27 protein-coding genes are annotated in these 23862 nt (G+C 68.6%); 14 read left to right on the plus strand and 13 right to left on the minus strand.

Annotation, left to right across the window (positions count from 1 at the left end; all coding sequences use genetic code 11):
* Positions 1–178: 178 nt before the first annotated feature.
* The gene (locus tag ACYVO6_RS29560; RefSeq protein ID WP_461066434.1) at positions 179–1561 is read right to left on the minus strand and encodes a glycine--tRNA ligase; all 1383 of its coding nucleotides are present in this window, start codon (positions 1559–1561) and stop codon (positions 179–181) included.
* Between the two features lie 224 nt (positions 1562–1785).
* Between ACYVO6_RS29560 and ACYVO6_RS29565 the strand changes: the two genes are divergently transcribed.
* From ACYVO6_RS29565 to ACYVO6_RS29580, 4 genes are read left to right on the plus strand one after another with little or no spacing between them, the layout of a single operon-like run.
* On the plus strand, positions 1786–2793 hold the full coding sequence (locus tag ACYVO6_RS29565; RefSeq protein WP_461066436.1) for a zinc ABC transporter substrate-binding protein: 1008 nt from the start codon (positions 1786–1788) through the stop codon (positions 2791–2793).
* Between the two features lie 60 nt (positions 2794–2853).
* On the plus strand, positions 2854–3636 hold the full coding sequence (locus ACYVO6_RS29570) for a metal ABC transporter ATP-binding protein (RefSeq protein WP_461066438.1): 783 nt from the start codon (positions 2854–2856) through the stop codon (positions 3634–3636).
* A 19-nt stretch (positions 3637–3655) separates the two neighbouring features.
* Complete coding sequence (locus ACYVO6_RS29575) at positions 3656–4552, plus strand: metal ABC transporter permease (protein WP_461066440.1); 897 nt, start codon at positions 3656–3658, stop codon at positions 4550–4552.
* 59 nt (positions 4553–4611) lie between these two features.
* Positions 4612–5040 carry a Fur family transcriptional regulator gene (locus tag ACYVO6_RS29580; RefSeq protein WP_461066442.1) on the plus strand — a complete coding sequence of 143 codons (429 nt, stop codon included), beginning with the start codon at positions 4612–4614 and terminating at the stop codon, positions 5038–5040.
* A gap of 251 nt (positions 5041–5291) precedes the next feature.
* Here the strand turns inward: ACYVO6_RS29580 and ACYVO6_RS29585 are convergent, their stop codons facing one another.
* From ACYVO6_RS29585 to ACYVO6_RS29605, 5 genes are all read right to left on the minus strand, one after another.
* Positions 5292–6143 carry an isoprenyl transferase gene (locus ACYVO6_RS29585; RefSeq protein ID WP_461066444.1) on the minus strand — a complete coding sequence of 284 codons (852 nt, stop codon included), beginning with the start codon at positions 6141–6143 and terminating at the stop codon, positions 5292–5294.
* A gap of 77 nt (positions 6144–6220) precedes the next feature.
* Positions 6221–6967 (minus strand): DNA repair protein RecO, encoded by a 747-nt coding sequence (gene recO, locus ACYVO6_RS29590; protein WP_461066446.1) that lies wholly within the window; start codon positions 6965–6967, stop codon positions 6221–6223.
* A 177-nt stretch (positions 6968–7144) separates the two neighbouring features.
* A complete protein-coding gene (locus tag ACYVO6_RS29595) occupies positions 7145–7771 on the minus strand; it encodes a DUF1266 domain-containing protein (protein ID WP_461066448.1) in 627 nt (208 codons plus the stop codon).
* Positions 7772–7834: 63 nt separating this feature from the next.
* On the minus strand, positions 7835–8050 hold the full coding sequence (locus tag ACYVO6_RS29600; protein ID WP_165343788.1) for a hypothetical protein: 216 nt from the start codon (positions 8048–8050) through the stop codon (positions 7835–7837).
* Complete coding sequence (locus ACYVO6_RS29605) at positions 8047–8301, minus strand: hypothetical protein (RefSeq protein ID WP_461066450.1); 255 nt, start codon at positions 8299–8301, stop codon at positions 8047–8049. Before ACYVO6_RS29605 ends, ACYVO6_RS29600 begins: the two co-directional genes overlap by 4 nt.
* 88 nt (positions 8302–8389) lie before the next feature.
* Here ACYVO6_RS29605 and ACYVO6_RS29610 point away from each other — a divergent pair, with 88 nt between their 5' ends.
* Both ACYVO6_RS29610 and ACYVO6_RS29615 read left to right on the plus strand, forming a co-directional pair.
* The gene (locus ACYVO6_RS29610; protein ID WP_461066452.1) at positions 8390–9220 is read left to right on the plus strand and encodes a helix-turn-helix domain-containing protein; all 831 of its coding nucleotides are present in this window, start codon (positions 8390–8392) and stop codon (positions 9218–9220) included.
* A complete protein-coding gene (locus ACYVO6_RS29615) occupies positions 9202–9480 on the plus strand; it encodes a DUF397 domain-containing protein (RefSeq protein ID WP_461066454.1) in 279 nt (92 codons plus the stop codon). The genes ACYVO6_RS29610 and ACYVO6_RS29615 overlap by 19 nt, the downstream gene beginning before the upstream one ends.
* 45 nt (positions 9481–9525) lie before the next feature.
* On the opposite strand, the gene ACYVO6_RS29620 is transcribed toward ACYVO6_RS29615, so the two are convergent.
* The 3 genes from ACYVO6_RS29620 to ACYVO6_RS29630 all read right to left on the minus strand — a co-directional run bounded on the left by ACYVO6_RS29620 (position 9526) and on the right by ACYVO6_RS29630 (position 11936).
* Positions 9526–9849 (minus strand): helix-turn-helix domain-containing protein, encoded by a 324-nt coding sequence (locus ACYVO6_RS29620; RefSeq protein ID WP_461066456.1) that lies wholly within the window; start codon positions 9847–9849, stop codon positions 9526–9528.
* Between the two features lie 106 nt (positions 9850–9955).
* Positions 9956–10192 (minus strand): hypothetical protein, encoded by a 237-nt coding sequence (locus ACYVO6_RS29625; protein WP_461066458.1) that lies wholly within the window; start codon positions 10190–10192, stop codon positions 9956–9958.
* 559 nt (positions 10193–10751) lie between these two features.
* The gene (locus tag ACYVO6_RS29630) at positions 10752–11936 is read right to left on the minus strand and encodes an MFS transporter (RefSeq protein ID WP_461066460.1); all 1185 of its coding nucleotides are present in this window, start codon (positions 11934–11936) and stop codon (positions 10752–10754) included.
* A 56-nt stretch (positions 11937–11992) separates the two neighbouring features.
* On the opposite strand from ACYVO6_RS29630, the gene ACYVO6_RS29635 reads away from it, so the two are divergent.
* On the plus strand, positions 11993–12568 hold the full coding sequence (locus ACYVO6_RS29635; protein ID WP_461066462.1) for a CGNR zinc finger domain-containing protein: 576 nt from the start codon (positions 11993–11995) through the stop codon (positions 12566–12568).
* Here the strand turns inward: ACYVO6_RS29635 and ACYVO6_RS29640 are convergent.
* Complete coding sequence (locus tag ACYVO6_RS29640; protein ID WP_461066464.1) at positions 12462–13289, minus strand: AraC family transcriptional regulator; 828 nt, start codon at positions 13287–13289, stop codon at positions 12462–12464. The two genes, ACYVO6_RS29635 and ACYVO6_RS29640, sit on opposite strands and share 107 nt — an antisense overlap.
* Positions 13290–13344: 55 nt before the next feature.
* Here ACYVO6_RS29640 and ACYVO6_RS29645 point away from each other — a divergent pair, with 55 nt between their 5' ends.
* Positions 13345–13917 carry a class I SAM-dependent methyltransferase gene (locus tag ACYVO6_RS29645; RefSeq protein WP_461066466.1) on the plus strand — a complete coding sequence of 191 codons (573 nt, stop codon included), beginning with the start codon at positions 13345–13347 and terminating at the stop codon, positions 13915–13917.
* Positions 13918–13936: 19 nt separating this feature from the next.
* Here ACYVO6_RS29645 and ACYVO6_RS29650 read toward each other — a convergent pair whose 3' ends face one another.
* Positions 13937–15109, minus strand: coding sequence for an abortive phage infection protein (locus ACYVO6_RS29650; protein ID WP_461066468.1), 1173 nt, complete (start codon positions 15107–15109; stop codon positions 13937–13939).
* 183 nt (positions 15110–15292) lie between these two features.
* On the opposite strand from ACYVO6_RS29650, the gene ACYVO6_RS29655 reads away from it, so the two are divergent.
* Positions 15293–15739 (plus strand): GNAT family N-acetyltransferase, encoded by a 447-nt coding sequence (locus ACYVO6_RS29655; protein ID WP_461066470.1) that lies wholly within the window; start codon positions 15293–15295, stop codon positions 15737–15739.
* A gap of 8 nt (positions 15740–15747) precedes the next feature.
* On the opposite strand, the gene ACYVO6_RS29660 is transcribed toward ACYVO6_RS29655, so the two are convergent.
* Complete coding sequence (locus tag ACYVO6_RS29660) at positions 15748–16227, minus strand: protein-tyrosine phosphatase family protein (protein ID WP_461066472.1); 480 nt, start codon at positions 16225–16227, stop codon at positions 15748–15750.
* Complete coding sequence (locus ACYVO6_RS29665) at positions 16224–16922, minus strand: FadR/GntR family transcriptional regulator (RefSeq protein ID WP_461066486.1); 699 nt, start codon at positions 16920–16922, stop codon at positions 16224–16226. The genes ACYVO6_RS29660 and ACYVO6_RS29665 overlap by 4 nt, the downstream gene beginning before the upstream one ends.
* A 346-nt stretch (positions 16923–17268) precedes the next feature.
* Between ACYVO6_RS29665 and ACYVO6_RS29670 the strand changes: the two genes are divergently transcribed.
* The 5 genes from ACYVO6_RS29670 to ACYVO6_RS29690 form a co-directional block, all read left to right on the plus strand.
* Complete coding sequence (locus tag ACYVO6_RS29670) at positions 17269–18897, plus strand: ABC transporter substrate-binding protein (protein ID WP_461066474.1); 1629 nt, start codon at positions 17269–17271, stop codon at positions 18895–18897.
* A 24-nt stretch (positions 18898–18921) separates the two neighbouring features.
* Positions 18922–19884 (plus strand): ABC transporter permease, encoded by a 963-nt coding sequence (locus ACYVO6_RS29675; RefSeq protein WP_461066476.1) that lies wholly within the window; start codon positions 18922–18924, stop codon positions 19882–19884.
* Positions 19884–21917: a dipeptide/oligopeptide/nickel ABC transporter permease/ATP-binding protein gene (locus ACYVO6_RS29680; RefSeq protein WP_461066488.1), complete on the plus strand. Its 2034-nt coding sequence runs from the start codon at positions 19884–19886 to the stop codon at positions 21915–21917. Before ACYVO6_RS29675 ends, ACYVO6_RS29680 begins: the two co-directional genes overlap by 1 nt.
* Before the next feature lie 8 nt (positions 21918–21925).
* Positions 21926–23026, plus strand: coding sequence for an ABC transporter ATP-binding protein (locus tag ACYVO6_RS29685; protein WP_461066478.1), 1101 nt, complete (start codon positions 21926–21928; stop codon positions 23024–23026).
* A gap of 39 nt (positions 23027–23065) precedes the next feature.
* Positions 23066–23862: dihydrodipicolinate synthase family protein (locus ACYVO6_RS29690; protein WP_461066480.1), on the plus strand; the 797-nt coding region annotated here is incomplete at its 3' end.

The raw sequence follows: 23862 nt of genomic DNA on the forward strand, positions 1-23862 counted from the left end.
GGGCGGCGAACCGCGCGCTTTTAGGGGCGCGGGGCTGTATCAATGTGCGGCTCCGCCGCGCGGGCGCGACCAGCCACGAACAACCCGCAGCCGCCCAAACCAGCCCAGCCAGGCAGACGCGGGAGGGGGTCTGGGGCGCAGCCCCAGGGATGGGACGGGCAGGGGCGGCGGGGGCGAACTAACAGCCGATCAGCCGACTCGCCAGGTAACCCTCAATCTGGTCCAGCGAAACACGTTCCTGCTTCATCGAGTCCCGCTCGCGCACAGTGACCGCATTGTCGTCGAGCGTGTCGAAGTCAACGGTCACACAGAACGGCGTACCGATCTCATCCTGCCGCCGATAACGGCGACCAATGGCCCCCGCATCGTCGAACTCGATGTTCCAGTGCTGCCGCAGCGCCGAAGCCAGCCCCTTGGCCTTCGGCGACAGCTCAGGATTCCGCGACAGCGGCAGCACCGCCACCTTGACCGGCGCAAGCCGCGGGTCGAGCCGCAGCACCGTACGCTTCTCCATCTTGCCCTTGGCGTTGGGCGCCTCGTCCTCGATGTACGCGTCCAGCAGGAACGCGAGCATGGCGCGGCCGACACCGGCCGCGGGCTCGATGACGTACGGAGTCCAGCGCTCGCCGGCCTCCTGGTCGAAGTAGGAGAGGTCCTGGCCGGAGGCCTTGGAGTGCGCGGTGAGGTCGTAGTCCGTGCGGTTGGCAACGCCCTCCAGCTCACCCCACTCGTTGCCGCCGAACTGGAAGCGGTACTCGATGTCGGCCGTGCGCTTCGAGTAGTGGGAGAGCTTCTCGGCCGGGTGCTCGTACCACCGCATGTTCTCCTCGCGCAGGCCCAGGCCGGTGTACCAGTTCCAGCGCTCCTGCATCCAGTACTCCTGCCACTTCTCGTCCTCGCCCGGCTTGACGAAGAACTCCATCTCCATCTGCTCGAACTCGCGGGTCCGGAAGATGAAGTTGCCGGGCGTGATCTCGTTGCGGAAGGACTTGCCCATCTGGCCGATGCCGAACGGCGGCTTGCGGCGCGAGGTCTGCTGGACCTGGGCGAAGTTGGTGAAGATGCCCTGCGCGGTCTCGGGGCGCAGGTAGGCGACGGAGCCGCTGTCCTGCGTGGGGCCGAGGTGCGTGGAGAGCAGGCCGGAGAACTGCTTGGGCTCGGTGAACTGGCCCTTGTTGCCGCAGTGCGGGCAGTTGACGTCGGCGAGGCCGTTCTCGGGCGGACGGCCGTGCTTGGCCTCGTACGCCTCCTCCAGGTGGTCCGCGCGGAACCGCTTGTGACAGGAGGTGCACTCGGTGAGCGGGTCAGTGAAGGTCGCGACGTGACCGGAGGCCACCCAGACCTCGGTCGCCAGGATCACCGAGGAGTCGATACCGACGACGTCCTCGCGCGACGTCACCATGTAGCGCCACCACTGGCGCTTGATGTTCTCCTTGAGCTCGACACCCAGCGGCCCGTAGTCCCAGGCGGCGCGCTGGCCGCCGTAGATCTCACTGCACGGGTAGACGAAGCCACGGCGCTTGCTCAGGCTGACGATGGTGTCGATCTTGTCGGCGGCCACGGTGCTCTCTTCATTACGACGACGGCGACGAAGCGGATGCTTCAGGAGCGGATGCTTCAGGAGCGAATGCTTCAGGTGCGAATGCTTCAGATTACCGGCGGGCCCTCCCCCCGGATCAAATCGGTTCGGGTCTCGGACGGACAGAAGCGTCTACGCAGGGTTTACCCGCCTCTTACCAGGACGCTTGTTGACAATCGTTTCCACTTTCATTGAAAATGGGTGTCATGAACGTACGACGACGCCTTGCCGCCTCTCGAATAAACACCGCCGGGACCGCGGCACTGGCGGCCACCGCCCTCGCGATCGGCACCCTCTCCGCCTGCTCGTCCGACTCCAACGCCGCGGAGGGTGAGGACGGTGGCGGGAAGCTCGACGTCGTGGCGTCGTTCTATCCGCTGCAGTTCCTCGCGGAGGAGATCGGCGGGGACCATGTCAGTGTGACCTCCCTGACGGAGCCCGGCCAGGAGCCGCACGACCTGGAGATCAGCGCCCAGCAGACCGCGAAGCTCCAGGAGGCGGACGCGGTCCTCTATCTGAAGGGCCTGCAGCCCTCCGTCGACGAAGCGGTGGGGCAGTCCGAGGTCAAGACGAAGGTCGACGCGGCCACGCTGACGAAGCTCGAGGACCTCGGCACCGAGGACAGCCACGGGCACGGCGAGGGCGAAGAGGAGCACGCCGCCGAGGAGGAGCACGCGGGCGAGGAGGAGTCGACCCTCGATCCGCACGTCTGGCTGGACCCGGTGAAGTACGCCGAGGTCGCCGAGGGCGTGGGCAAGGCCCTCGAGAAGGAGGACCCGGACAACGCGGCGGACTACAAGAAGAACACCGCCGACCTCGTGAAGAAGCTGGACGACCTCGACACGGCGTACGAGGACGGCCTCAAGAACACGAAGACGAAGGTCTTCTTCACCAACCACGCGGCCTTCGGCTATCTCGCCCAGCGCTACGGCCTGACCATGGAGGCCATCGCCGGCCTGGAGCCGGACAGCGAGCCGAGCGCGGCGCGGGTCAAGGAGCTCCAGCAGGAGGCGAAGGCGGACGGCGTCACCACCGTCTTCTACGAGACCCTGGTCTCCGACAAGACCGCGAAGACCCTGGCCGCGGACGCCGGTCTCAAGACTGATGTACTCGACCCTCTCGAGGGCATCACCGACAAGTCCAAGGGCGACGACTACTTCCAGGTCATGCAGGCGAACCTGACGGCGCTGGAGAAGGCTCTCGGCACGAAGTGATCGCGTTCGGTGCACGCGAGTGTGCACGCGATATGAAGCAGCGAACGGAAGGCGCGAGCCATGAAGGCTGACCGGCCCGGGGAACCCGTCATATCCCTGCGCGGAGTGACGGCCGAACTCGGCTCACGCCCCGTCCTGCGCGGAATCGACCTCACCGTGCACCACGGTGAGGTCGTCGCGCTGCTCGGCGCGAACGGCTCCGGCAAGTCCACGGCCGTCCGCACGGTCATCGGTCAGGTCCCGGTCACCCGCGGCGAGATCGAGCTGTTCGGCACGCCACGGCGCCGTTTCCGCGACTGGGGGCGCGTGGGGTACGTACCGCAGCGCACGACGGCCGCGGGCGGGGTGCCCGCGACGGTGACCGAGGTCGTGTCGTCCGGGCGGCTGTCCCGGGCCCGCTTCGGAATGCTGCGCAAGGCGGACCGCGAGGCCGTCCACCAGGCCCTCGAACTGGTCGGCATGGCGGACCACGCCAAGCAGTCCGTCAACGCGCTGTCGGGCGGCCAGCATCAGCGCGTACTCATCGCCCGTGCCCTCGCCTCCCAGCCGGACCTGCTGATCATGGACGAGCCGATGGCGGGCGTCGATCACGCCAGTCAGGAGATGCTCGCCGAGACCCTGCGCGAGCAGGTCGGCCAGGGCGCCTCCGTACTTCTGGTGCTGCACGAGTTGGGTCCGCTGGAGCCGTTGATCAAGCGCGCGGTCGTCCTGCGCGACGGCTGCGTGGCGCACGACGGCCCGCCCCCGCCCGCGGTCGGCCAGCATGCCCTGCCCGGCCACGACCACGTACACCCGCACGCGGCGCACGACGCCGAACCGGTCCGCACGGGCCTGCTGAGCTGAGGAAGCAAAAGGACCGGCCATGGACATCCTCGATTACGCCTTCATGCAGCGGGCCCTGCTCGCCGCCGTACTCGTCGGCATCACCGCGCCCGCCGTCGGCATCTACCTCGTGCAGCGCCGCCAGGCCCTGATGGGAGACGGAATCGGCCACGTCGCGATGACGGGTGTGGGCCTCGGCTTCCTGCTGTCCTGGTCCCCGGTCTGGATGGCGACGCTCGTGTCGGTGGTGGGCGCGGTGCTGATGGAGCTGATCCGCTGGTACGGCAGGACGCGCGGCGACATCGCCCTCGCCATGCTCTTCTATGGCGGTATGGCGGGCGGCGTGATGTTCATCAACCTCGCGCCGGGCGGCTCCAACGCCAACCTGACCTCGTATCTCTTCGGCTCGCTGTCGACGGTGAGCGAGAGCGACGTCACGGCGATCTGCCTGCTGGCGGCTTTCGTGGTTCTCGTCACTCTCGGCCTGCGCCGGCAGTTGTTCGCGGTGAGCCAGGACGAGGAGTTCGCGCGGGTGACCGGGCTGCCGGTGCGCGCCCTGAACCTCCTGACAGCGGTCACGGCGGCCGTCACGGTGACGGTCGCGATGCGGGTCGTGGGCCTGCTTCTGGTCTCGGCTCTGATGGTCGTACCGGTCGCCGCCGCGCAGCAGTTGAGCCGTAGCTTCGTGGCCACGTTCGCGATCGCCGTGGCCATCGGTGTGAGCGTGACGATCGGCGGCACGGTCACCTCGTACTACCAGGACGTGCCGCCCGGCGCGACAATTGTCCTGCTGACCATCGGGGCGTTCATCGCGCTGACGGCACTGGCCACACCGCTGAACCGGCGCCGGGCGCGGGCCATGGCACAGGCCGCCGGGGACCCGGCGGAGTGCGCGATTCCGGCCACCCGTGACTCGTCCGGGAAGGTCGGCGTCTGACTGCCCTCAGATCGGGCTGGCACAATGGCCCGGCGAGCCGCAGTTTTAAGGAGGCAACGGTGACGACCGCTGGACCGCCCGTTCGGGGCCGTTCGACCCGGCAGCGCGCCGCTGTGGCGGCGGCGCTCGACGAGGTCGACGAGTTCCGCAGCGCGCAGGAACTCCACGACATGCTCAAACACAAGGGCGACTCCGTCGGCCTCACCACGGTGTACCGCACACTCCAGTCCCTGGCCGACGCCGGCGAGGTGGACGTCCTGCGCACGTCCGACGGCGAGTCGGTGTACCGCCGCTGCTCGACCGGTGATCACCATCACCATCTCGTCTGCCGTGTGTGCGGCAAGGCGGTCGAGGTCGAGGGGCCGGCGGTCGAGAAGTGGGCTGAGGCGATCGCGGTGGAGCACGGGTATGTGAACGTGGCGCACACGGTGGAGATCTTCGGTACGTGCGCGGAGTGTGCGGCGGCGCGGGTTGCCTCCGGCGGTTGAACGGAGGGTTCCTTGTCGGGTGCGGGTCCGTCGTGGCTTGTCGCGCCCGCGCGGCGGAGCCGCACATTGATACAGCCCCGCGCCCCTGAAGGGCGCGCCCCAGGAGCCGCAACGCCCCAACGAACCACAGCCGCGACACGGCCTGTCACCCCCACCCCTTGCGGGGCGTCTGGGGCGTAGCCCCAGGGATGATGGGGGTCCCCCCGCTCGAGCGAAGCCGAGAGTGGGGGAGGGTAGGGGCGGCGGGACGATCAACCGCTTTCGGGCCGCCCCTTCATCGCCCGCTCCATCGCAAGCAGCTCCTCATTAGGAACCGCTCCGCCGAACCGCCGGTCCCGCTGGGCGTACTCCACACACGCCCGCCACAGGTCACGACGATCGAAGTCCGGCCACAGCACATCCTGGAACACCATCTCGGCGTAACTCGACTGCCAGAGCAGGTAGTTGGACGTGCGCTGCTCACCACTAGGGCGAAGGAAGAGATCGACGTCCGGCATGTCCGGGTAGTACAGATACTTCTGCACGGTCTTCTCGGTGACCTTCTCCGGATCAAGCTTGCCGGAGGCCACGTCCGCGGCCAACGCCTTCGCCGCGTCAGCGAGTTCGGCCCGCCCGCCATAGTTGACGCAGAAGTACAGCGTCATCGCGTCGTTCCGCTTCGTCTGCTCCTGCGCGACCTGGAGCTCCTGGACGACGGACTTCCACAGCTTGGGCATACGGCCGACCCAGCGGATCCGGATCCCCAGTTCGTCCATCTCGTCACGTCGGCGCCGGATGACGTCCCGGTTGAAGTTCATCAGGAAGCGGACCTCCTCCGGCGACCGCTTCCAGTTCTCCGTCGAGAAGGCGTACAGGGAAAGGTTCTTGACACCCATCTCGATGCAGCCCTTGAGAACGTCCAGCACGACGCCCTCCCCGACCCGGTGCCCCTCGGTCCGCGGCAGCCCCCGCTCCTTGGCCCACCGCCCGTTCCCGTCCATGACGATCGCCACATGGTTCGGGATCAGCTCACCGGGAAGCTTCGGCGCGCGGGCGCCGGACGGATGCGGCTCCGGCGTCTTGTACTCGCGGCGCTGGCGCCCCAGGATCCCGCGTACCACCATGTGCTTCTCGTCTCCTAGATCTCGTACTTCACTGCTTCTTCTACTGCGCTGCTTCTGCTGCTGCTTCTTCTACGTCGCTACTTCTCGACGTAACGCAGTGACCGCAGCCCACGCTCCAGATGCCAGTGCAGATAGGCTGACACCAGCCCACTGCCCTCCCGGACGTACCGCGACTCGCACGCGTCAGCCGTGGCCCAGTCCCCCGTCAGCAGCGCACCGAGCAGTTCGAGGGCCCCCGCCGAGGGTACGACGCTGCCGGGCACCCGGCAGTCCGCGCAGACGGAACCTCCCGCGGCGACCGAGAAGAACCGGTTCGGTCCCGCCATCCCGCACTTCGCGCAGTCGCTGAAACTGGGCGCGTACCCGTTCACGGCAAGCGAGCGCAGCAGGAAGGCGTCGAGAACGAGATGCGGCTCGTGCTCGCCGCGGGCCAGCGTCCGCAGCCCGCCGACGAGCAGCAGATACTGCTGGACGGCCGGCTCGCCCTCGTGGTCCGTGAACCGCTCGGCCGTCTCCAGCATGGCCGTCCCGGCGGTGTAGCGGGCGTAGTCGGCGACGATCCCGCCACCGTACGGAGCGATCGTCTCGCTCTGCGTGCACAGCGGCAGCCCGCGCCCCACCAGCTCGCTCCCGCGAGCGAAGAACTGCACGTCCACATGCGAGAACGGTTCGAGCCGCGCCCCGAACTTCGACTTCGTACGCCGTACTCCACGGGCCACGGCCCGCACACGCCCATGCCCGCGCGTGAGCAAGGTGATGATGCGGTCGGCTTCGCCGAGCTTCTGCGTCCGCAGGACCACACCGTCGTCCCGAAAAAGACTCATCGCGCGCCCCCGAGGGTTTCCTGCTGGGGGTGCGGGGGTCGCCCCCCGCGAGACAGCAGCATGATGCGGTCGGCTTCGCCGAGCCTCTGCGTCCGCAGCACGACACCGTCGTCCCGGAAGAGACTCATCGCGCGCCCCCGCAGCCCATACTCATGTGGCCCATTCTCGCCTACGGAGTCAGCGAGCGCGGTCGGGATGGCTGATCGTCTCCCAGGGCGCCATGTTCCAGGGGCTGGCCTTGTTCATCGGGTCCAGCAGGGATTGCAGGTGGGCGTCGGACACCTCCTGCGGGGCCGGCAGGTCCGCGTCCCGTGTGCTCTGGAGGCCCTCGCGCCACACCATCCGCCCCAGCTGATAGTGCTCGGCGTACTCCTTCCAGGAGCCGTACGTCCGCACCACCGCCGGCACGATGTTCTTGAGCGCGGTCCACGCCTCGGCCTCGCTCAGCAGCCCGCACGCGAAACCCCGCCGGGAGATGTCCACGTACAGCCCGGCGTCCCACGCCAGCGGTTCGAATCCGAGCCGCAGTCGCGCCCGCGCGCGATAACCGCTCCGCGAGAGACCGTCGAGCCGGCCGGCCAGCGCCTCACGCGAAGTGATCTCCCACTGGTCGGCCAGCCACCGCCGGGCCTTCTCGTCGTCGATGCGGGTGAAGGGGTACAACGTCGTCCGCGAGGTGTCCCGGTCGCGGTTCACGGGTGCACTGAGCGACACCATCCACAGCTGGTGCATGGTGAGCGGCACGGGGTACTTGCGAGCCGTCTTCGGCTTGCGAAGGTTCCGTATCGGGTTCCATATCGCCATGTGCCCGCACCCTATGTCACACCGACCTCAGGGGTTACCCCCGGTCACGGTCGCGGTCACGCTTCAAGGGACCTCCCCGCGGCTGCGTGCGTTCGCATACGCCGTGGCCGCGCGGAGGCGTTCCGCCTGGGTGGCTGTGCGGACCGAGCCCGGTTCGCAGTCCCACTCGCGACCGCCGCCGATCGGTCTGAGCTGTACGTACGGCCCTTCGTGCCCCATCACCACGCCCACCTTCCCCGTCTTCGTATCGAAGGCGTACGCCCCGATCGGCAGCCTCACCGGATCACCGCCGCCAGCCGTGCCGCCGTCTCGACGGAACACCGACCCAATTCGATGAGCGGGCAAGGCGTCTCCCGCGCCAAACTTGCCGGGTCAATCCGGAGCGTCGGCAACTTAATTCCTGCGTTCACGAGTGCTTCCCGCAACTCTTTCACCGTTTCCTCCGCCTCCTCGACGCATCGCGTCGAGTGCCGTACGCCGCGACCTTCATAGTCAGCCATCGTGCTGATCCCCTCGCTTTTGAGTTTCACGCTTTTCATCTCCACGGTGGCGCCGGCCGCTTAGACTTTGGAAGACCTCTACGCTCAGCAACGACGGTGCAGTACAAGGGGGTTGGCCATGGCCAATGGTTCACGTCAGGCGGCCTGGGAGTTCTTCGGTACGGAGCTGAAACGGCGGCGGGAGGAGGCCGGATTCACTCAGGCCGAGTTGGGTTCTCGCGTTTTTGTGTCGGGCGGCTACATTGGGCAATTCGAACAGGCCATTCGGAAGCCGCAGTTGGATGTGGCGCAGCGGATCGACGGGGTCCTACAAACCGAGGGTTTTTTCGAGAGGCTTTGGCGAAAGCTCATCAAGGAGCAGCCGTATACGTACTTCGCGCACGTGGTGGAGTTGGAGCGGCTGGCAACGAGCATCTGTGACTGGGCACCTACGGTGGTCCCGGGGCTCCTGCAAACCCCTGAGTACGCCCGCGCGCTCTACCTGGCCAGCAAACCGCTCGCATCGGAGGCGTACATCGAGGAGATGGTCAGGGCCCGTATGGATCGGGCTCCGATCCTCAAGGACGCTACACGGCCCGTGTATTGGGCGGTCCTGCACGAAACTGCACTCCGCGTCCCGGTCGGCGGGCCTGCCGTCATGGCTGCACAGTTGGAGCACATTGCGGCAATGATCCGCGAGCGCATGGTGCTGGTACAGGTACTCCCGTTCTCGGCCGGAGCGCACCCGACCATGGGCAAGATGATGACGCTCATGGAGTTCGAGGATGCCCCGCCAACCGCCTATACAGAGGGCGTGCTTTCGGGGAACCTGCTGGACGATCCGGCCGTCGTGAAGCGCATCCAGGGGTATTACGATCTCCTCAGGGGCGCTGCTCTGTCGCCGGAGGCGTCCCTGGCCCTGATCGAATCGGTGGCGGAGGACTTCAGACGATGCGCGAGTACGACCTGAGCAACGCCCACTGGCGCAAGAGCAGTTACAGCGGCGGCGAGGACGGCGAGTCGTGCGTCGAGGTCGCATACGACTTCGTGGGCGCCGCCCGCTGGCGCAAGAGCACCTACAGCGGCGGCGCTGGCGGGGAGGACTGCGTCGAGGTGGCCGACGGAGTCCCCGGCATCGTCCCCGTCCGGGACAGCAAGGTCATGGACGGGCCCGTGCTGGTGATCGGTGCGGCGGCCTGGACGGAGTTCATCGGCGCCGTCGCGGAGTGACTCGTACCGCAAGCCCCAAGTGAACGTCAGGACTCCCGGGGCCATTCAACCGACCTTGCGCAACTCCCCGTCGTCAAAGACCGCGACCATCACCAGGCTGCCGCCCAGCGCCTCGACGTACCGAGCCACGACGTCTGTACCAGAGACCTGACCGCTTTCGATCTGCGAGATCCGACCCTTGCTCACGCCCATGCGCTCGGCCACCTGCGCCTGGGTGTAACCGCGTTCCTGCCTCATGTCCACGAGCCGCCAGGCCCGAGCCTCGGCGAGCATGCGCCGAGCCCCTTCCAAGAACGCGTCCCGACCGCCCGACAGCTCCTCCGCCCGCTCACGATGTCCGCTGGCCGACCACCTGACGTCTCCGCTCACTCCCCCGACTCCCTCTTTCGATCAGCCACGTGTTCCGCGTACCGGAGCTCGGCCGGCGGGATCGCTTCGTCGTACCAGGCGCTCCAGTTCCCGGACTTGTCCCCGCCTACAAGGAGGATGGCGGAACGCCACGGGTCGATGACGAACAGGGGATCCAGATCGCCTGATTGACGAGCACATACGAGTCCGGGTCGGCCTTCTCAAGGTCGTTCAGCCACTGATCCACCTCGCCGGTCAGATAAACGTCCCGCTGCTCTTCCACCTTCAACCCTTTCGCGAGTTTAGCATTCGCTAAACTTGACGAAGAGAAGGCTGCAAGCCGAACCCCCAGGGCTTCACTCATTCGAGCCGGTTCGATCAGGCGTGGACAGCACTTCGCCCCGCCGGGACCGGCGGGGCGAGACAGCGCCGGAGACGTGTCGGTGGCGTCGTCTCGGCCCCCTCCCCCGCGCGGGGCCGGGTGCGTTCCCGACTCGGACTGCCCGATGCTGACCCTGTACAGGGTCCGGGGTCGGCGGGCGCGGAGCAACGCTTTCGAAGGTGGTCTAAAAGCGCAGGTCCATCGGAGGGCGGAGCGTGGTGACATGGTCGGTGGGACCACGTGGCCTGGGGGAGGAAACTGTGGCGGAGTCGAGGGTGCGGCTGGGGCGAGTCGATCGGCTGAGCGTCGGGGTCGCGTACCGGCCGGGCACGACGCTCGTCTCCCTGCTGGTCGATGCCATGGGCGGCCGTCCGCAAGGGGTGCTTCCGCACGTTCGGCGGACGATCCGCGCCGAGTTGCCGCGGGACGCCGCCCGCCTGCTGCCCCCGCTGTTCGTGCCCGGGGTGTCCCCCATACCGGACTGGCCCTCGTCGAACTCCTGGCTTAGGACGAGGAGGCGAGCCGACGCCCGTCCGTCCGCTCAGTCGTACGAGGCAGTTCGGCCCGAAGCGAAGGCATGGAAGCTCAGACCCGCGGCAACCTGCACCCCGGCGGCAGCCAGAAGCGCCGCCGGGAGTGACCGCGTGGCGATCGGGCCCGCGATCGCCACGCCGAGGGCGAAGCCGGTGATCTTGAGGCTGGCGCCTGTGGTGAAGACCTGGCCGCGCAGGCGTTCCGGTGCCTCCCGGTGCCGGACCGCGAACAGGGCGACGAGTTGGGGGCCTTCGCCGAGGCCCGCCGCCAGGGCGGCGGCGACGACCAGGGCCGGATGTCCGGTCGCGGCCATCAGAAGCGCGACGGCAAGAAGCAGCGTGCTGGTCCAGATGATCGTGTCCGGGGCGATCGCGCGGGGGCGGCGCGCGAGTACGGCGTTGACGGCGAGTGCCGAGACGGCGGTGCAGGACAGGAGCAGCGTGCCGTCGGCAGCCGAAGCGAAGGCCCGTTCGCCGAGGAGCGGGGTGCAGGTGATCAGCATGCCCAGGCCCGTGCAGGAGATGACCGAGGTGAGGGTGGCCCGGGCCAGGGGCCGGGTGCGGGTGATGCAACGGAAGCCGGCCGCGAGGTCATCGGCCACGGACGTTGGCGGTCGCACCCGCTTCGGACCGTGGCGCGCGGGCAGCGTCCATGCCGAGGGCAGGGCGAAGGCGATCAGCGCGGCCGACGCAACCACGGCGGCCGGTGCTCCGAGGAGCTTCGCCAGGGCCGCGGCGAGCGCCGGGCCGACCAGGCTCGCCAGGCTGAACGTCATCGCGTCGAGCGCGTTCGCGCGCGGCATCCCGTCGCGGGGCACGACCCTCGGCAGTTGGGCGGTCCAGCCGCCCGACAGGGCGGGTCCGAGCAGTCCCGTGAACACCGCGATCAGGACGGTGAGTTCGATCGGAAGGCGGCCGAGGCTCAGGAGGATCACCATGAGGCCCGCCGCGTAGAGGGCGAGCGCCCAGGCCAGCAGGCGGCCGGGCTTCGCGGACCTGTCGAGGAGCGCTCCGAGCACCGGGCCGCCGACCGCCGCCGACACCGTGATGCCGGCCAGCAGCGACGACGCCTCCGTGGCCGATCCCCCGATCGCGAAGCCCGCCAGCAACAGCGCAGGGCCGGACATGTCGTCGCCCGTCCGCGCCGCTGCCGCTCCGGCGAGAGAGGACCACATCCCGTAACGCTTCTTCATCCAAATGACGTTACGCAGGTAACTCAAAACTTCGCAATATGCGTTACATTCGATCCATGGTCCCCACCGACGACTGGTCGACGCGGCACTCCGTACTGACCAACGCCCGGCGCACCGCGGCCCTGATCAACGTCCTGTCCGGTACCGGCGACCGGCAGCCGCAGCCCGACGCCGTCGCCGAAGTGCTCCGTGGGTACGGCGAGTTGGAGCCCATCGAGATCAGCACCGACGACATCGCACGGATGCGCGCGGCCGCCCTCCTCCTCCGGGAGGTCTTCGCCGCCGGGCACGTCGACGCCGCCGCGGCCGCGCTCAACCGCCTGCTGCTGAAGCACACCGGCCCGCCGCGGCTCACCTCGCACGGCGGCGGCACTCCGTGGCACCCCCACCTCGACAGCCATGACGACGCCCCCTGGGACGAGTGGTTCCTGGCCTCGTCGTGCCTGGCGCTGACCGTCCTCCTCTGGGACCGCCAGTCCCCGCCGGGCGGGGTCTGCGCCTCATCCAGCTGCCAGAACGTCTATGTCACCCAGGGCCAGGGCCCGGCGCGCCGCTACTGCTCCCGCCGTTGCGCGACACGCGAACGCGTGGCGGCCCACCGTCGCGGACCGGGAAGTACTGCCGGGGCGTGACCCCCACGATCCGCCGGAACGCCGCCACGAACGAGCTGGCGGAGGCGTAGCCCACCCGCCGGGCCACCGCCTCCATCGTCAGCCCCTCGGCGAGGAGTGGCATCGCGGCCTGGATGCGCAGGCGTTCACGCCACTGGCCGAAGGTCAGTCCCGTCTCGGTGACGAAGAGGCGGGCCAGGGTACGGGCGCTCGCGCCGACTTCGGTACCCCAGGCCTCCAACGGGCGTCCGTCGGCGGGGTGTTCGGCGAGTGCTCGGGCCACCGCTCGCGTACGGGGGTCGCGGGGCTCGGTGAGGGACACGCTCGTCACCGGGACGGGGTGCAGCACGTCGAGGAGTACGGCCTCCGCGCGCGACCTGGCGTCCGGGGCGAGGTCCATGCGTACGAGGTGGTCGATGAGCGCCCGGAGCAGAGGGCTCACGGCCACCACCGTGGGCTCGGTCCACTGGATTCCCGGGCACGCGGCCGGGTCGACGTACGGGCTTCGCATGACGGCGTCGCCCTCGGCCTCGGTGGTGTGCTGCACCCCGGCGGGGATCCACAGCGCCAGGGTCGGCGGCAGCAGCCAGGCGCCGCGCTCGCTGGTCACCCGGAGCAGCCCCTTTGCCGCCCAGGCGAGTTGGTGGAACGTATGCCAGTGTCGGCCGAACCCGCTGCCCTTCGGCATCGCGAAGTGGCCGATGAAGATCGCGGTGGCGGCAGGCTGTCCGTCTGGCGACATGGGACGGCAGCGTAGCCCGTGTCGGACACCGCGTCCCCGCTCGTACCGTCGCCTCATGCCGATGAACCGAGCACATCGCAGACTGTGCAGCTCCGACAAGTGGGCCCGGACGACCAGGGATCACATCCTTCCCTGGGCCCTGGACGGCGTCCGACTCGGCGACGACGTACTGGAGATCGGTCCGGGATACGGCGCGAACCTGCGCGTACTGATCGAGCAGGTCCCGCGTGTCACGGCCGTCGAGATCGACGGGGCCACCGCGGCCCTGTTGGAACGCAAGTGGGGCGACCGGGCCCGGATCCTCCACGCGGACGGGGCCGCGATGCCGCTGCCGGACGCGAGTTTCTCCTCCGTCGTCTGCTTCGTGATGCTCCACCATGTGCCAACGGCCGCCCAGCAGGACCGGATCTTCGCGGAGGCGTACCGCGTGCTGCGGCCCGGCGGGGTCTTCGCCGGGTGCGACAGCCAGCCGAGTTTCGGATTCCGGCTGCTCCACTTCCGCGACACGATGAACACGGTGGATCCGGCCGGGCTTCCGGACCGGCTGGCGAAGGCCGGCTTCGGGAACGTGTCGCTGGATCTGCATCCGGAGTCCGGGGCGGTCCGCTTCCGCGCCGAGCGGGCCTGAAGCACGGCCCTCGGCCGCCTCAGCAGCGCGCCCGGCCGTAGTGCCGGGCCAGCGCGTGGAAGGCCTGCTTCGGCTCCCAGTGCCAGTCGGAGTTCGGATCGTCGGGGCGGTCCTTGATGGGCTTGACGATGGCGTAGGACGCCAGGTCGAGGTCGTATCGCGGACGGTCGGGCCGGTGCGGGGCGTCGGCGGTGATGAACTCGAAGGCCATCGCCGCATGCAGGTTCATCGACTCGAAGACGTCGAGGAGATCGGTGAGATACGCGGCCTGGGTGCGCTCGCTGCGGACCGGGTTGCCTTTGATCTCCGGCGGTTCCTTGGTGTAGTCGACGATGTTCCAGCCCATGCCGCCCGCCTCCGGGGCACCCTTGAAGGTGCAGGTCCCGAACTCGGTGATGGCCAGGGGCTTGCCCCAGCGCAGGAACGTACGCAACTCCCGTACGTAGTCGGCTCGTTGGCGGAAGTACGAGTAGTAGTCGATGCCGACGATGTCGAACAGCCCCCAGTCGACGTTCTCGAACCTCTCGTCCTGCGCGGCGGCGTAGCTGAGTTTGCCGCGGAAGACGGACCGGCCCACCGCCGCCGCCTTCGCGGTGAACCCGGCCAGCCGCTTCTGCATCTTCACGAGATCGAAGTTCCCCTTCTCCAGGTTCTCGATCCGCTCGAGGACGTCGTCCCCCGGCACGATGCCCGGCACGAACAGCCAGAACTCACACCCGACGGCGAGGGTGACCTGCGCGCCCTGCCGCCGCAGTTGCTCCCCGTGCCGCCCGCTCTCGGCGAGGTGATCGAGGATCTCCTTCTCCGGCACGTCACCCAGTGTCGGCTGCAACCACACGTGCAGTCCGCGCTCGGCCACCTCACTCGCCGTAGCGTTGAGCCGCTCGACGCCGTCCCCGGTCACCTCAACGGAGTCGGCGTGCAGTTCGTCCCCGATCACGCGGACGTCCTCGCGCATCCTCCGCTCACTCCAGGCGGTGCCGGGTGTCTCGCCGGCTCCTACGGTGTAGACGACGCCTCGGTGCTTGAGCCCGCGCCGGGCCGAGACGGGGGCAGGTGCGGGAGCGTGGGCGGACGCGGGCGCCGCGAAGCCCCCGGCCGCCCCCGCGACCCCAACCGTCGCCACCGCCCCGGCCATGAACCGCGCCCGACTGATCCCCGTACTCGCCATGCTCCCCTGGGTCTTCTCCATGCCCCAAGTCTGTTGAGCCGACGGTCGGTTGGTCTGTCCGCCGATGGTCGACGGACAGACCAACCAAGGTATGAACTCCGGCTCCGTTCAATCGGCCGAAGGACCACCGGCCGGCGTCGGCGTCCTCGACGCACGGCCGCAAACCTATTTGACGGTCACCCGCTCACACGATTGGCTCCCCCGGTGACCGAGCTTCGTGTTGAGCAAGTGGATGTGGACAATGGTGCCGCCCTTCAGGACTGGCAGCACGTTCACAACGTGATCGTCCCTCCGGCGGCGATGTCGATCGAGGAGGCGCGGGAGCGGGCCGAGCGGTATCACCTGGAGGTCGCGTATCTCGGGGACGTACTCGTGGGGTGCTCGACCGTGCGTCCGCCCACCGATGACGCGCCGGAGGTCACCGTCATCGCTCGCGTGCTGCCCGCCCACCGGAGGCAGGGCTTCGGCGAGGAGATCTACGCGCGGGGGCTGGAGCAGGCGCGGGCGTTCGGCGGCGGTGTGATCGAGACCGTCGTTCTCGCGTCCAACGAGGACGGGTTGCGGTTCGCGCAGAAGCGCGGGTTCGTCGAGGTCGAGCGGTACGTGCTGCCGGGCGACACCGTGCCCTGGATCACCCTGCGCCTCACCTGACTGACGCCTCACCTGACCCGCGACGGCTCCGCGAAACCCCGCACATACCTGCGCTGCCACGGCGTCTCCACCGCATGCCGGTCGTAGTTCCGGCGTACGAAGTCCACCGCCTCCTCCGGCGGTACGCCGTCCAGGACCGCCAGGCAGGCAAGAGCCGTACCCGTACGTCCGCGGCCACCCCCGCAGGCGATCTCGACCCGCTCGTCCGGAGCCGCCGCCCGGTTCCACGCCTCCGTCAGCACCTCGCGGGCGTACGCGCGGTCACGGGGCAGCCAGAAGTCCGGCCAGCGGATCCAGCGGGTTTCCCAGGGGACTTCGGGTGGTTGCCTGCCCAGCAGATAGACGGCGTACGTGGGATGAGGCGCCGACGGCGCGAGCGGGCGCCGCAACCCCCGGCCCCGTACCAGCCGGCCTGACGGCAAGCGCAGTACACCGGCCGCCTCGCCCGCCCAGCCCCCGTCCCGAGCCGTATCCCCGACCCCGCTCACCCGACCCCCCTCGACTCCTGCGCCGCACGCGCCTCGATTCCCCGGAAATGTACCGCCATCGCCCGCTGCGCCCCCTCGACATCCCGTGCCCTGAGGGCGACGACTATGTCCCGGTGCCGTCGCACCGTGACGTCGGGTGTCGGATCGTCCGTCCAGCCCCGCACCCCGGCGACCCGCCGGTACACGGTCCAGAAGGCGCCCAGCAGCTGGGGAACGAGGGCGTTGCCGAGGGACGCGTACATCAACTCGTGGAATTCGCGGTCGAGTTCGGGGAAGGGAAGGCCCGCCCGGCCCGCCTCCTCCATCCGCGTCACCACGCCCTCCAGCCGGTCCAGCTCCCCGTCCGACAGCACGCCCGCGACCCGTCGTATCAGCCCCTCTTCCAGCACCTCGCGGACCTGGAGTATGTCGCCGAGCGCCAGCGCGCCCCCGTCGTCGCCCTGCTGGGCTGCCAGCGTGCGGAAGGTCAGGCCGTCGACGAGGGGAGTCAGGGACGCCTGGCCGACATACGTCCCGTATCCGTGTCTGATCTCCACGATGTCGAGGGCCTGGAGCGCCTTGAGGGCCTCGCGGACGGAGTTGCGGCTGACGCCGAGGGCGCCCATCAGTTCGGCCTCGGTGGGCAGGGGCGCGCCGGCCCGGAGCTTGCGGTCGAGGATCAGTTGCATGACCTCGCGCTGGATCTGGCTGCTCACCCGCCGCGTACCGGCGGACTGCCCCCGGGAGAGGGAGTTCAAGGAGGAGTTTCCGGACGCGTGGGGCGTGGGCTCCTGAGGCACGGACTCCTGCGGCATCGGCTCCTGAGACATGCGCCGCATCGTACGCGTGGCGGACATCCCACGTCCCACCTCCTGGCTAAACTTCTTCCACGACCCGTCAGATACGGGGCTCAACTTCCCTGCCTTCGTACCGACATTGGTCGCACCTCTGGAAGAAACGGCATTCGTGCGCGATCCCTTGACCGCCTCCACGCCCCCTCTTATGGTCACGCTGCACCTATGACGTAGGACGTCGTATCTCCCACTGCTTGCTGGAGGAACCGTGCGCGACGCGACCCATGCACCGGCGCTGCACCGCCGGTCGTTCCTGAAGTACTCCGGCGCGCTGGGCGCGGCCGCCGCGATCAGCTCGACGCTGTCCGCCTGCTCGTCGGGGCCGGAGTCCACGAACGAGACGGGCGGCGGGGGTGAGGGCGCCGACCGGACGCTCACAGCGGTGATCGGCTACGGCAACGACCAGAGCTGGGACCCGCTGATGACGGCGTCGGCGTTCTCGCTGGCCGCCAACCACCACATCTACGAGGGGCTGCTGGACACCGATCCGATCAGCCGTGAGCCGTACGCGGCCCTCGCGACCGAGATCCCGGCCGATCTCCAGGCGACCACCTGGAGGTTCACGCTGCGGGACGGCGCGAAGTGGCACGACGGGCAGCCCGTCACCGCCGACGACGTGATCTTCACCTTCGACCGTGTCCTGGACCCCAAGACGACGACGCTCGCCAAGAACTTCTTCGGCTCCTGGCTGAAGGAGGTACGGAAGGTCGACGAGAAGTCGGTGGAGCTGGTGCTCAAGTTCCCGTTCCCGGACGGGGTCCAGCGGATGACGCTCGCGAAGATCATGCCGAAGCACGTCTTTTCCAAGCCGGGTGCGCTGGACGACGCGACGGCGGGGAAGGCGGTCGGTTCGGGGCCGTACCGGCAGACGGCGCACAATCCGAAGTCCAACACGTCGTTCGAGGCCTTCGCCGATTACAACAGGCCGCGAAAGGCCGCGTTCAAGAAGATGAACTGGCTGTCGATCGTGGACGCCGCGCCGCGCGTCGCCAAGATCTCCGGTTCCAGCGCGGGCGCGCAGATCTCCGACAACATTCCGTACGCCAATATCTCCCAGCTGGAGAAGGGCGGGCTCAAGGTCGAGGGCGGGGCGGGAATGAATCACCTGTTCCTGCTCTTCAACACCGCCCACAAGCCCTTCGACGACGTACGGGTGCGGCAGGCGCTGCACTACGCGATCGACACGGAGAAGATGATCCAGGCCGCGCTGCGCGGTCACGGGACAGCGTCGAGCTCGTTCCTCAACGAGGGAAATCCGAGCTACCGGAAGGCCAGCACGGTCTACGCGTACGACCCGGACAAGGCCCGGGATCTACTGAGGGAGGCCGGGGTCAGCGGGCTGACGGTCAATCTCATGGCGGTGAGCGTGAGCTGGATCGTGGACTGTCTGCCGACCATCAAGGCCTCGTGGGACGCCGTCGGCGTCAAGACGACCCTCCAGCCGCAGGAGACCGCCGCGCTGTTCACGAAGCTCGACCAGAAGCAGGACTTCCAGGTCGTCGCGGGCGCCTCGAATCCGAACCAGTTCGGCCTCGACGCGGACCTGATCATGCATTACAACTACGGGCCCGAGAACACCTGGATGCGGTACGCCCGCTGGACCGACAACTCCGTGGCCAAGGACCTCTTCAAGCGCATGGACGAGGCCACACGGGAGCCCGACGCCGAGACGAAGAAGCAGATGACGCAGGAATACATCGACATCGTCGCGGAGAACGCCGTGATCTATCCGGTCGTCCACACCGAGCTGATGACCGCCTGGGACGCGGAGGAACTCTCGGGTATTCGGCCACAGCCATACCCGGGGATAAACCTTCTCCAAGCGAAGTGGGCGTAGCCGGGACAGCAAGGAGAACCCTAAGTGGTCGCGATCGTCAGGATTCTGGCCCGCCGTATTGCCCTGCTCATCCCGCTCGTGCTCGGCATCGTCCTGTTCGTGTTTCTCGTGATGCGGTTCTCGGACAGCGATCCGGCGTCCGCGTACTTCCAGGGCGCCAACCCCACCGAGGAGCAGCTGCACGACTTCCGGGAGCGCAATGGGCTGCTCGACCCGCTTCCGGTGCGTTACGTCGCCTTCGTCGCGGACCTGGCCCGGGGTGACATGGGCGTCAGCGCGCTGACCAGGGCGCCGGTCGTCGAGCAGGTCACCACCGCGCTGCCGCTCACCATGCAGCTGACGTTCATGGGGCTCGGCATCGCGGTGGTGCTGTCCCTGCTCGGCGGGGTCACCGCCGCGATCTATCGGGACCGGCTGCCCGACCAGCTGATCCGGGTCGTGTCGCTGACCGGGGTCGCGGCGCCCGGCTTCTGGCTGGCGCTGCTGATGATCCAGTATCTGGCGGTGGACCTGGGCTGGTTCCCGACCAGCGGATACATCAACCCGGCCGACTCGTTCAGCGGCTGGCTGAAGACGATGACGCTGCCGGCGTTCGCGCTGTCGCTGCCGGTCGCCGCGAAGCTCACCCGGATCGTACGGACCGCCGTGGTCGAGGAGCTGGACAAGGACTACGTACGGACGGCCGTCGGCAGCGGTCTGCCGCCGGTGGTCGTCGTCGGCCGGAACGTACTGCGCAACGCACTGATCAACCCGATGACCGTGCTCGGACTCCAGGTCGGCTATCTGCTCGGCGGCGCGGTCGTCATCGAGACGATCTTCTCGCTGCCGGGGATGGGGAAGCTGATGATCGACGCCGTGAAGAACGGTGACCCGGCCGTCGTGCAGGGCGTCGTCCTGACGACCGCCTTCGGGTTCGTGATCGTGAACCTCCTCATCGACATCCTCTATCTGCTGGTCAACCCGCGTCTGAGGGGTGCCGAAGCATGATGCCGCTGTCTCGAAAGCGGATGACCGAGGCCCTGTCCCGGCCCGGCATCAGGCTGAGGGGATTCAAACGGCTCCCCGTGATGTCCCGGATCGCCGTCGTCGTCATCGGGATCGTCGTCCTGACGGCCCTGCTCGCACCGCTGATCGCCCCGCACGACCCGCTCGACCAGGCCACCCTGATCGACAACGGTCACGGCGAGGGCGCGCCCTCGGGCGAGCACTGGATGGGCCAGGACAGCCTGGGCCGCGACATCCTCAGCAGGCTGATGTACGGGGCCCGTTGGTCCCTCGCCATCGGTCTGGGCGCGACCGGGCTCGCGCTCGTCGTGGGCGCGGTCCTCGGCGCCATCGCGGCGACCTCGCGCAAGGCGGTCGACGAGACGGTGATGCGCTGCCTGGACGTCATCATGGCGTTCCCGGGCATCGCGCTCGCGGCCGTGCTCATCGCGGTGTTCGGCGGCAGCATCCCGGTCCTCATCGGCGCGATCGCGTTCCTCTACACGCCGCCCATCGCACGGGTCGTACGGGCCAATGTGATGGACCAGTACGGCGAGGACTACGTGACCGCGGAACGCGTCATCGGGGCGCGTACCTCGCACATCGTGCTGAAGCACGTCGCCATCAACTGCGCCGCCCCGGTGCTGGTGTTCTGCACGGTGCAGGTCGCCGAGGCCATCGTCTTCGAGGCGTCGCTGTCGTTCATCGGCGCGGGCGTACGGCCCCCGGACCCGTCCTGGGGCAGCGTCATCGCGGACGGCAAGAACATGGTGCTGACCGGGGGCTGGTGGGCGACCGTCTTCCCCGGGCTGCTCATGCTGATCACGGTGCTGTCGCTGAACATCCTCTCCGAGGGCGTGTCGGACGCATGGGCGGCGCCCACCGCGCGGGACGTGGAGGCGGCGCGTACGTCCGTGGAGAAGGACCGCCTGGAGGCCCCCGAGCCGGGCAGCGGCAAGGTCCTCGAACTGCCGGGCCTTACGGAGGCGGCCCAGCGCCTGCGTTCCCGGGCCCGGCCCCTGCGCGAGGGGCAGCCGGTGCTCGCCGTCGAGAACCTGGCCATCGGCTTCGATGCCCGCCACGGGGGTGTGGACATCGTCGACGGCATCAGCTTCGACGTACAGCCCGGTGAAGTGCTGGGCCTGGTCGGCGAGTCGGGCTGCGGCAAGTCGCTGACCGCGCTCGCGGTGATGGGACTTGAGCCGAAGGGGGCCCGGGTACGCGGCCATGTCCGCTTCAACCAGCGGCAGTTGGTCGACGAACCGATGCGCGTACGGCGCAAGCTCCTCGGCCACGACATGGCGATGATCTACCAGGACGCCCTGTCCTCCCTGAACCCCGCGATGACGATCCGCGCCCAGCTCAAGCAGGTGATACGGCGCGGCGGCAAGCGCACGGGCGCCGAGCTCCTCGAACTGGTCGGCCTCGACCCGGAACGCACCCTGCGCAGCTACCCGCACGAACTGTCCGGCGGCCAGCGCCAGCGCGTCCTCATCGCCATGGCCCTCTCCCGCCAGCCGAAACTGATCGTCGCCGACGAACCGACCACGGCCCTGGACGTCACGGTCCAGGCCCAGATCATCGAGCTGCTGCTGAGGCTGCGCGAGGAGCTGGACTTCGCGCTGATCCTCGTCTCCCACGACCTCGCGCTCATCGCGGACGTCACCGACCGGGTCGTGGTGATGTACGGCGGCCAGATCGTGGAGTCGGGGGTGACGGCGGACCTGGTGGAGTCGCCCTCTCACCACTACACGCGCGGGCTGCTGGGCAGCGTCCTCTCCCTGGAGGGGGCGGCCGAACGGATGACGCAGATCAAGGGCGTCGTCCCCTCCCCTGCCGACTTCCCGGCGGGCTGCCGGTTCGCCGACCGGTGCCCGATGGCGACCGAGGTGTGCCGTACGACCGCGCCCCGACTGGCCGGCCCGCACCGCCGCCACGAGGTCGCCTGTCACCACCCGGCGGTCGTCCTGCCCACGACCACTGGGGCGACGACCGAGCCGACGGGAAGCACGACGGAAAGCGAGGCCGTGAATTGAGCGGGGCCATGAAGCAGGACGGTGAGGCGACGCAGGACGGCGAAGTCGGCCCTGTCATCACCCTCTCCGACACCCACGTCGTCCACAAGGCGCGCACCGGCGGCCTGTTCTCGCGCGATCGCGTGTACGCCCTCACCGGCGCCGACCTCGCCATCGCGCCCGGCGAGACGGTGGGCGTCGTAGGCGAGTCCGGCTGCGGCAAGTCGACGCTCGCCAAGGTCCTGGTGGGCGTACAGAAGCCGACGTCCGGGACGGTGTCCTTCCGCGGCCGCGACCTGTGGACGATGAAGCCTGCCGAGCGGCGAGCCACGGTCGGCGCCCACACCGGCATGATCTTCCAGGACCCGTCGACCGCCCTGAACCGCCGCCTGACGGTACGGCAGATTCTGCGGGACCCGCTCGATGTGCACAGGCAGGGCACGGGCGGGCAACGGGAGGAACGTGTAAGGGAGTTGATGTCCCTTGTCGGACTCCCGCGCGTACTGGCGGAAGGACTCCCCGGACAGCTCTCCGGCGGCCAGCGTCAACGCGTGGCGATCGCACGTGCGTTGGCACTCGAACCGGACCTGGTCGTGGCGGACGAACCGACGAGCGCGCTGGACGTGTCGGTACGCGCCCAGATCCTCAACCTCCTCCTCGACCTGAAGGAACGCCTCGGCCTGGCCCTCGTCTTCGTCTCGCACGACATCCAGACCGTGCGGCGGATGAGCGACCGCGTCATCACGATGTATCTGGGGCGGATCGTCGAGGAGTCCCCGGCCGACGAGGTTACGGACCGGGCCCGGCATCCGTACACCCGTGCGCTGTTCTCCGCGACCCCCGGGCTCCTCGATCCGATCGACCCGATTCCGCTGGTCGGGCCCGTACCGTCGGCGACCCGTCCGCCGAGCGGATGCCCCTTCCGTACGCGATGCTGGAAGGCGAGTGACGTGTGCGCCGAGCAGATGCCCGGCTTCGCGGACGCGTCGAGTCCCGGGCATCGCTTTCGTTGCCATCACCCTGTGGAGGAGGAGCAGTCCACGCGTGAGCTGGTGGCGCAGGCCATCACCGCCGTTCCGGAGGCCACCGCCATGGCCGACGTCCCCATTGAGAAGTCTGAGAAGTCGTAGTCGAGAAGTCGTAGAGCAGTAGTTTCCAGGGAGCCCTTGATGACCCTTCCCGCCCCGCTGACCGGTGTCGTTCCACCCGTCTGCACGCCCCTGACACCGGACCGCGAGGTGGACGTTCCCTCGCTCATCAGGCTTGTCGATCACCTGGTCGGGGGTGGGGTGCACGGTCTTTTCGTCCTCGGGTCGTCGTCGGAAGCGGCGTACTTGACCGACCGCCATCGTCGTCTCGTAGTCGAGACGGTCGTCGGCCACGTCGCCGGCCAGCTGCCCGTCCTCGCCGGGGCCATCGACATGACGACTCCTCGGGTTCTCGATCACGTCCGGTACGTCACTGATGCGGGCGCCGACGCGGTGGTCGTCACCGCGCCCTTCTATACGCGGACGCATCCGGCGGAGATCTCCCGCCACTACCGTCTGATCGCTTCGCGGTCCCCGGTGCCGGTCTTCGCGTACGACCTTCCGATGTCCGTCCACACCAAGCTGAGTGCGGATTTGGTGCTGGAGCTTGCGGCCGACGGGGTGCTGGCCGGGGTGAAGGACTCCAGCGGGGACGAGGGCGGGTTTCGGGCCGTCGTGATGGGGGCGCGTACGGATCCCGCTGTGTCCGGGTTCAGTGTGCTGACCGGGTCGGAGCTTGTTGTCGACACGGCTTTGGCGATGGGGGCGGATGGGGCTGTGCCCGGGCTGGGGAATGTGGATCCTCACGGGTACGTACGGCTCTATCGCCTGTGTCGTGAGGGGGACTGGGAGCGGGCTCGGGCTGAGCAGGAGCGGCTGTGTGCGCTGTTCGGGATGGTGCGGGTGGGGGATTCCGCGCGTATGGGGGGTAGTTCGGC

Source organism: Streptomyces pseudoechinosporeus, assembly GCF_054783935.1.

Coding starts and splice junctions, on each gene's coding strand:
- ACYVO6_RS29565 (WP_461066436.1), top strand. CDS start 1,786: ATGAACGTACGACGACGCCTTGCCGCCTCTCGAATAAACACCGCCGGG.
- ACYVO6_RS29570 (WP_461066438.1), top strand. CDS start 2,854: ATGAAGGCTGACCGGCCCGGGGAACCCGTCATATCCCTGCGCGGAGTG.
- ACYVO6_RS29575 (WP_461066440.1), top strand. CDS start 3,656: ATGGACATCCTCGATTACGCCTTCATGCAGCGGGCCCTGCTCGCCGCC.
- ACYVO6_RS29585 (WP_461066444.1), bottom strand. CDS start 6,143: ATGGTGGTACGCGGGATCCTGGGGCGCCAGCGCCGCGAGTACAAGACG.
- recO (WP_461066446.1), bottom strand. CDS start 6,967: ATGAGTCTTTTTCGGGACGACGGTGTGGTCCTGCGGACGCAGAAGCTC.
- ACYVO6_RS29595 (WP_461066448.1), bottom strand. CDS start 7,771: ATGGCGATATGGAACCCGATACGGAACCTTCGCAAGCCGAAGACGGCT.
- ACYVO6_RS29610 (WP_461066452.1), top strand. CDS start 8,390: ATGGCCAATGGTTCACGTCAGGCGGCCTGGGAGTTCTTCGGTACGGAG.
- ACYVO6_RS29615 (WP_461066454.1), top strand. CDS start 9,202: ATGCGCGAGTACGACCTGAGCAACGCCCACTGGCGCAAGAGCAGTTAC.
- ACYVO6_RS29625 (WP_461066458.1), bottom strand. CDS start 10,192: ATGAGTGAAGCCCTGGGGGTTCGGCTTGCAGCCTTCTCTTCGTCAAGT.
- ACYVO6_RS29630 (WP_461066460.1), bottom strand. CDS start 11,936: ATGAAGAAGCGTTACGGGATGTGGTCCTCTCTCGCCGGAGCGGCAGCG.
- ACYVO6_RS29635 (WP_461066462.1), top strand. CDS start 11,993: ATGGTCCCCACCGACGACTGGTCGACGCGGCACTCCGTACTGACCAAC.
- ACYVO6_RS29640 (WP_461066464.1), bottom strand. CDS start 13,289: ATGTCGCCAGACGGACAGCCTGCCGCCACCGCGATCTTCATCGGCCAC.
- ACYVO6_RS29645 (WP_461066466.1), top strand. CDS start 13,345: ATGCCGATGAACCGAGCACATCGCAGACTGTGCAGCTCCGACAAGTGG.
- ACYVO6_RS29650 (WP_461066468.1), bottom strand. CDS start 15,109: ATGGAGAAGACCCAGGGGAGCATGGCGAGTACGGGGATCAGTCGGGCG.
- ACYVO6_RS29680 (WP_461066488.1), top strand. CDS start 19,884: ATGCCGCTGTCTCGAAAGCGGATGACCGAGGCCCTGTCCCGGCCCGGC.
- ACYVO6_RS29685 (WP_461066478.1), top strand. CDS start 21,926: ATGAAGCAGGACGGTGAGGCGACGCAGGACGGCGAAGTCGGCCCTGTC.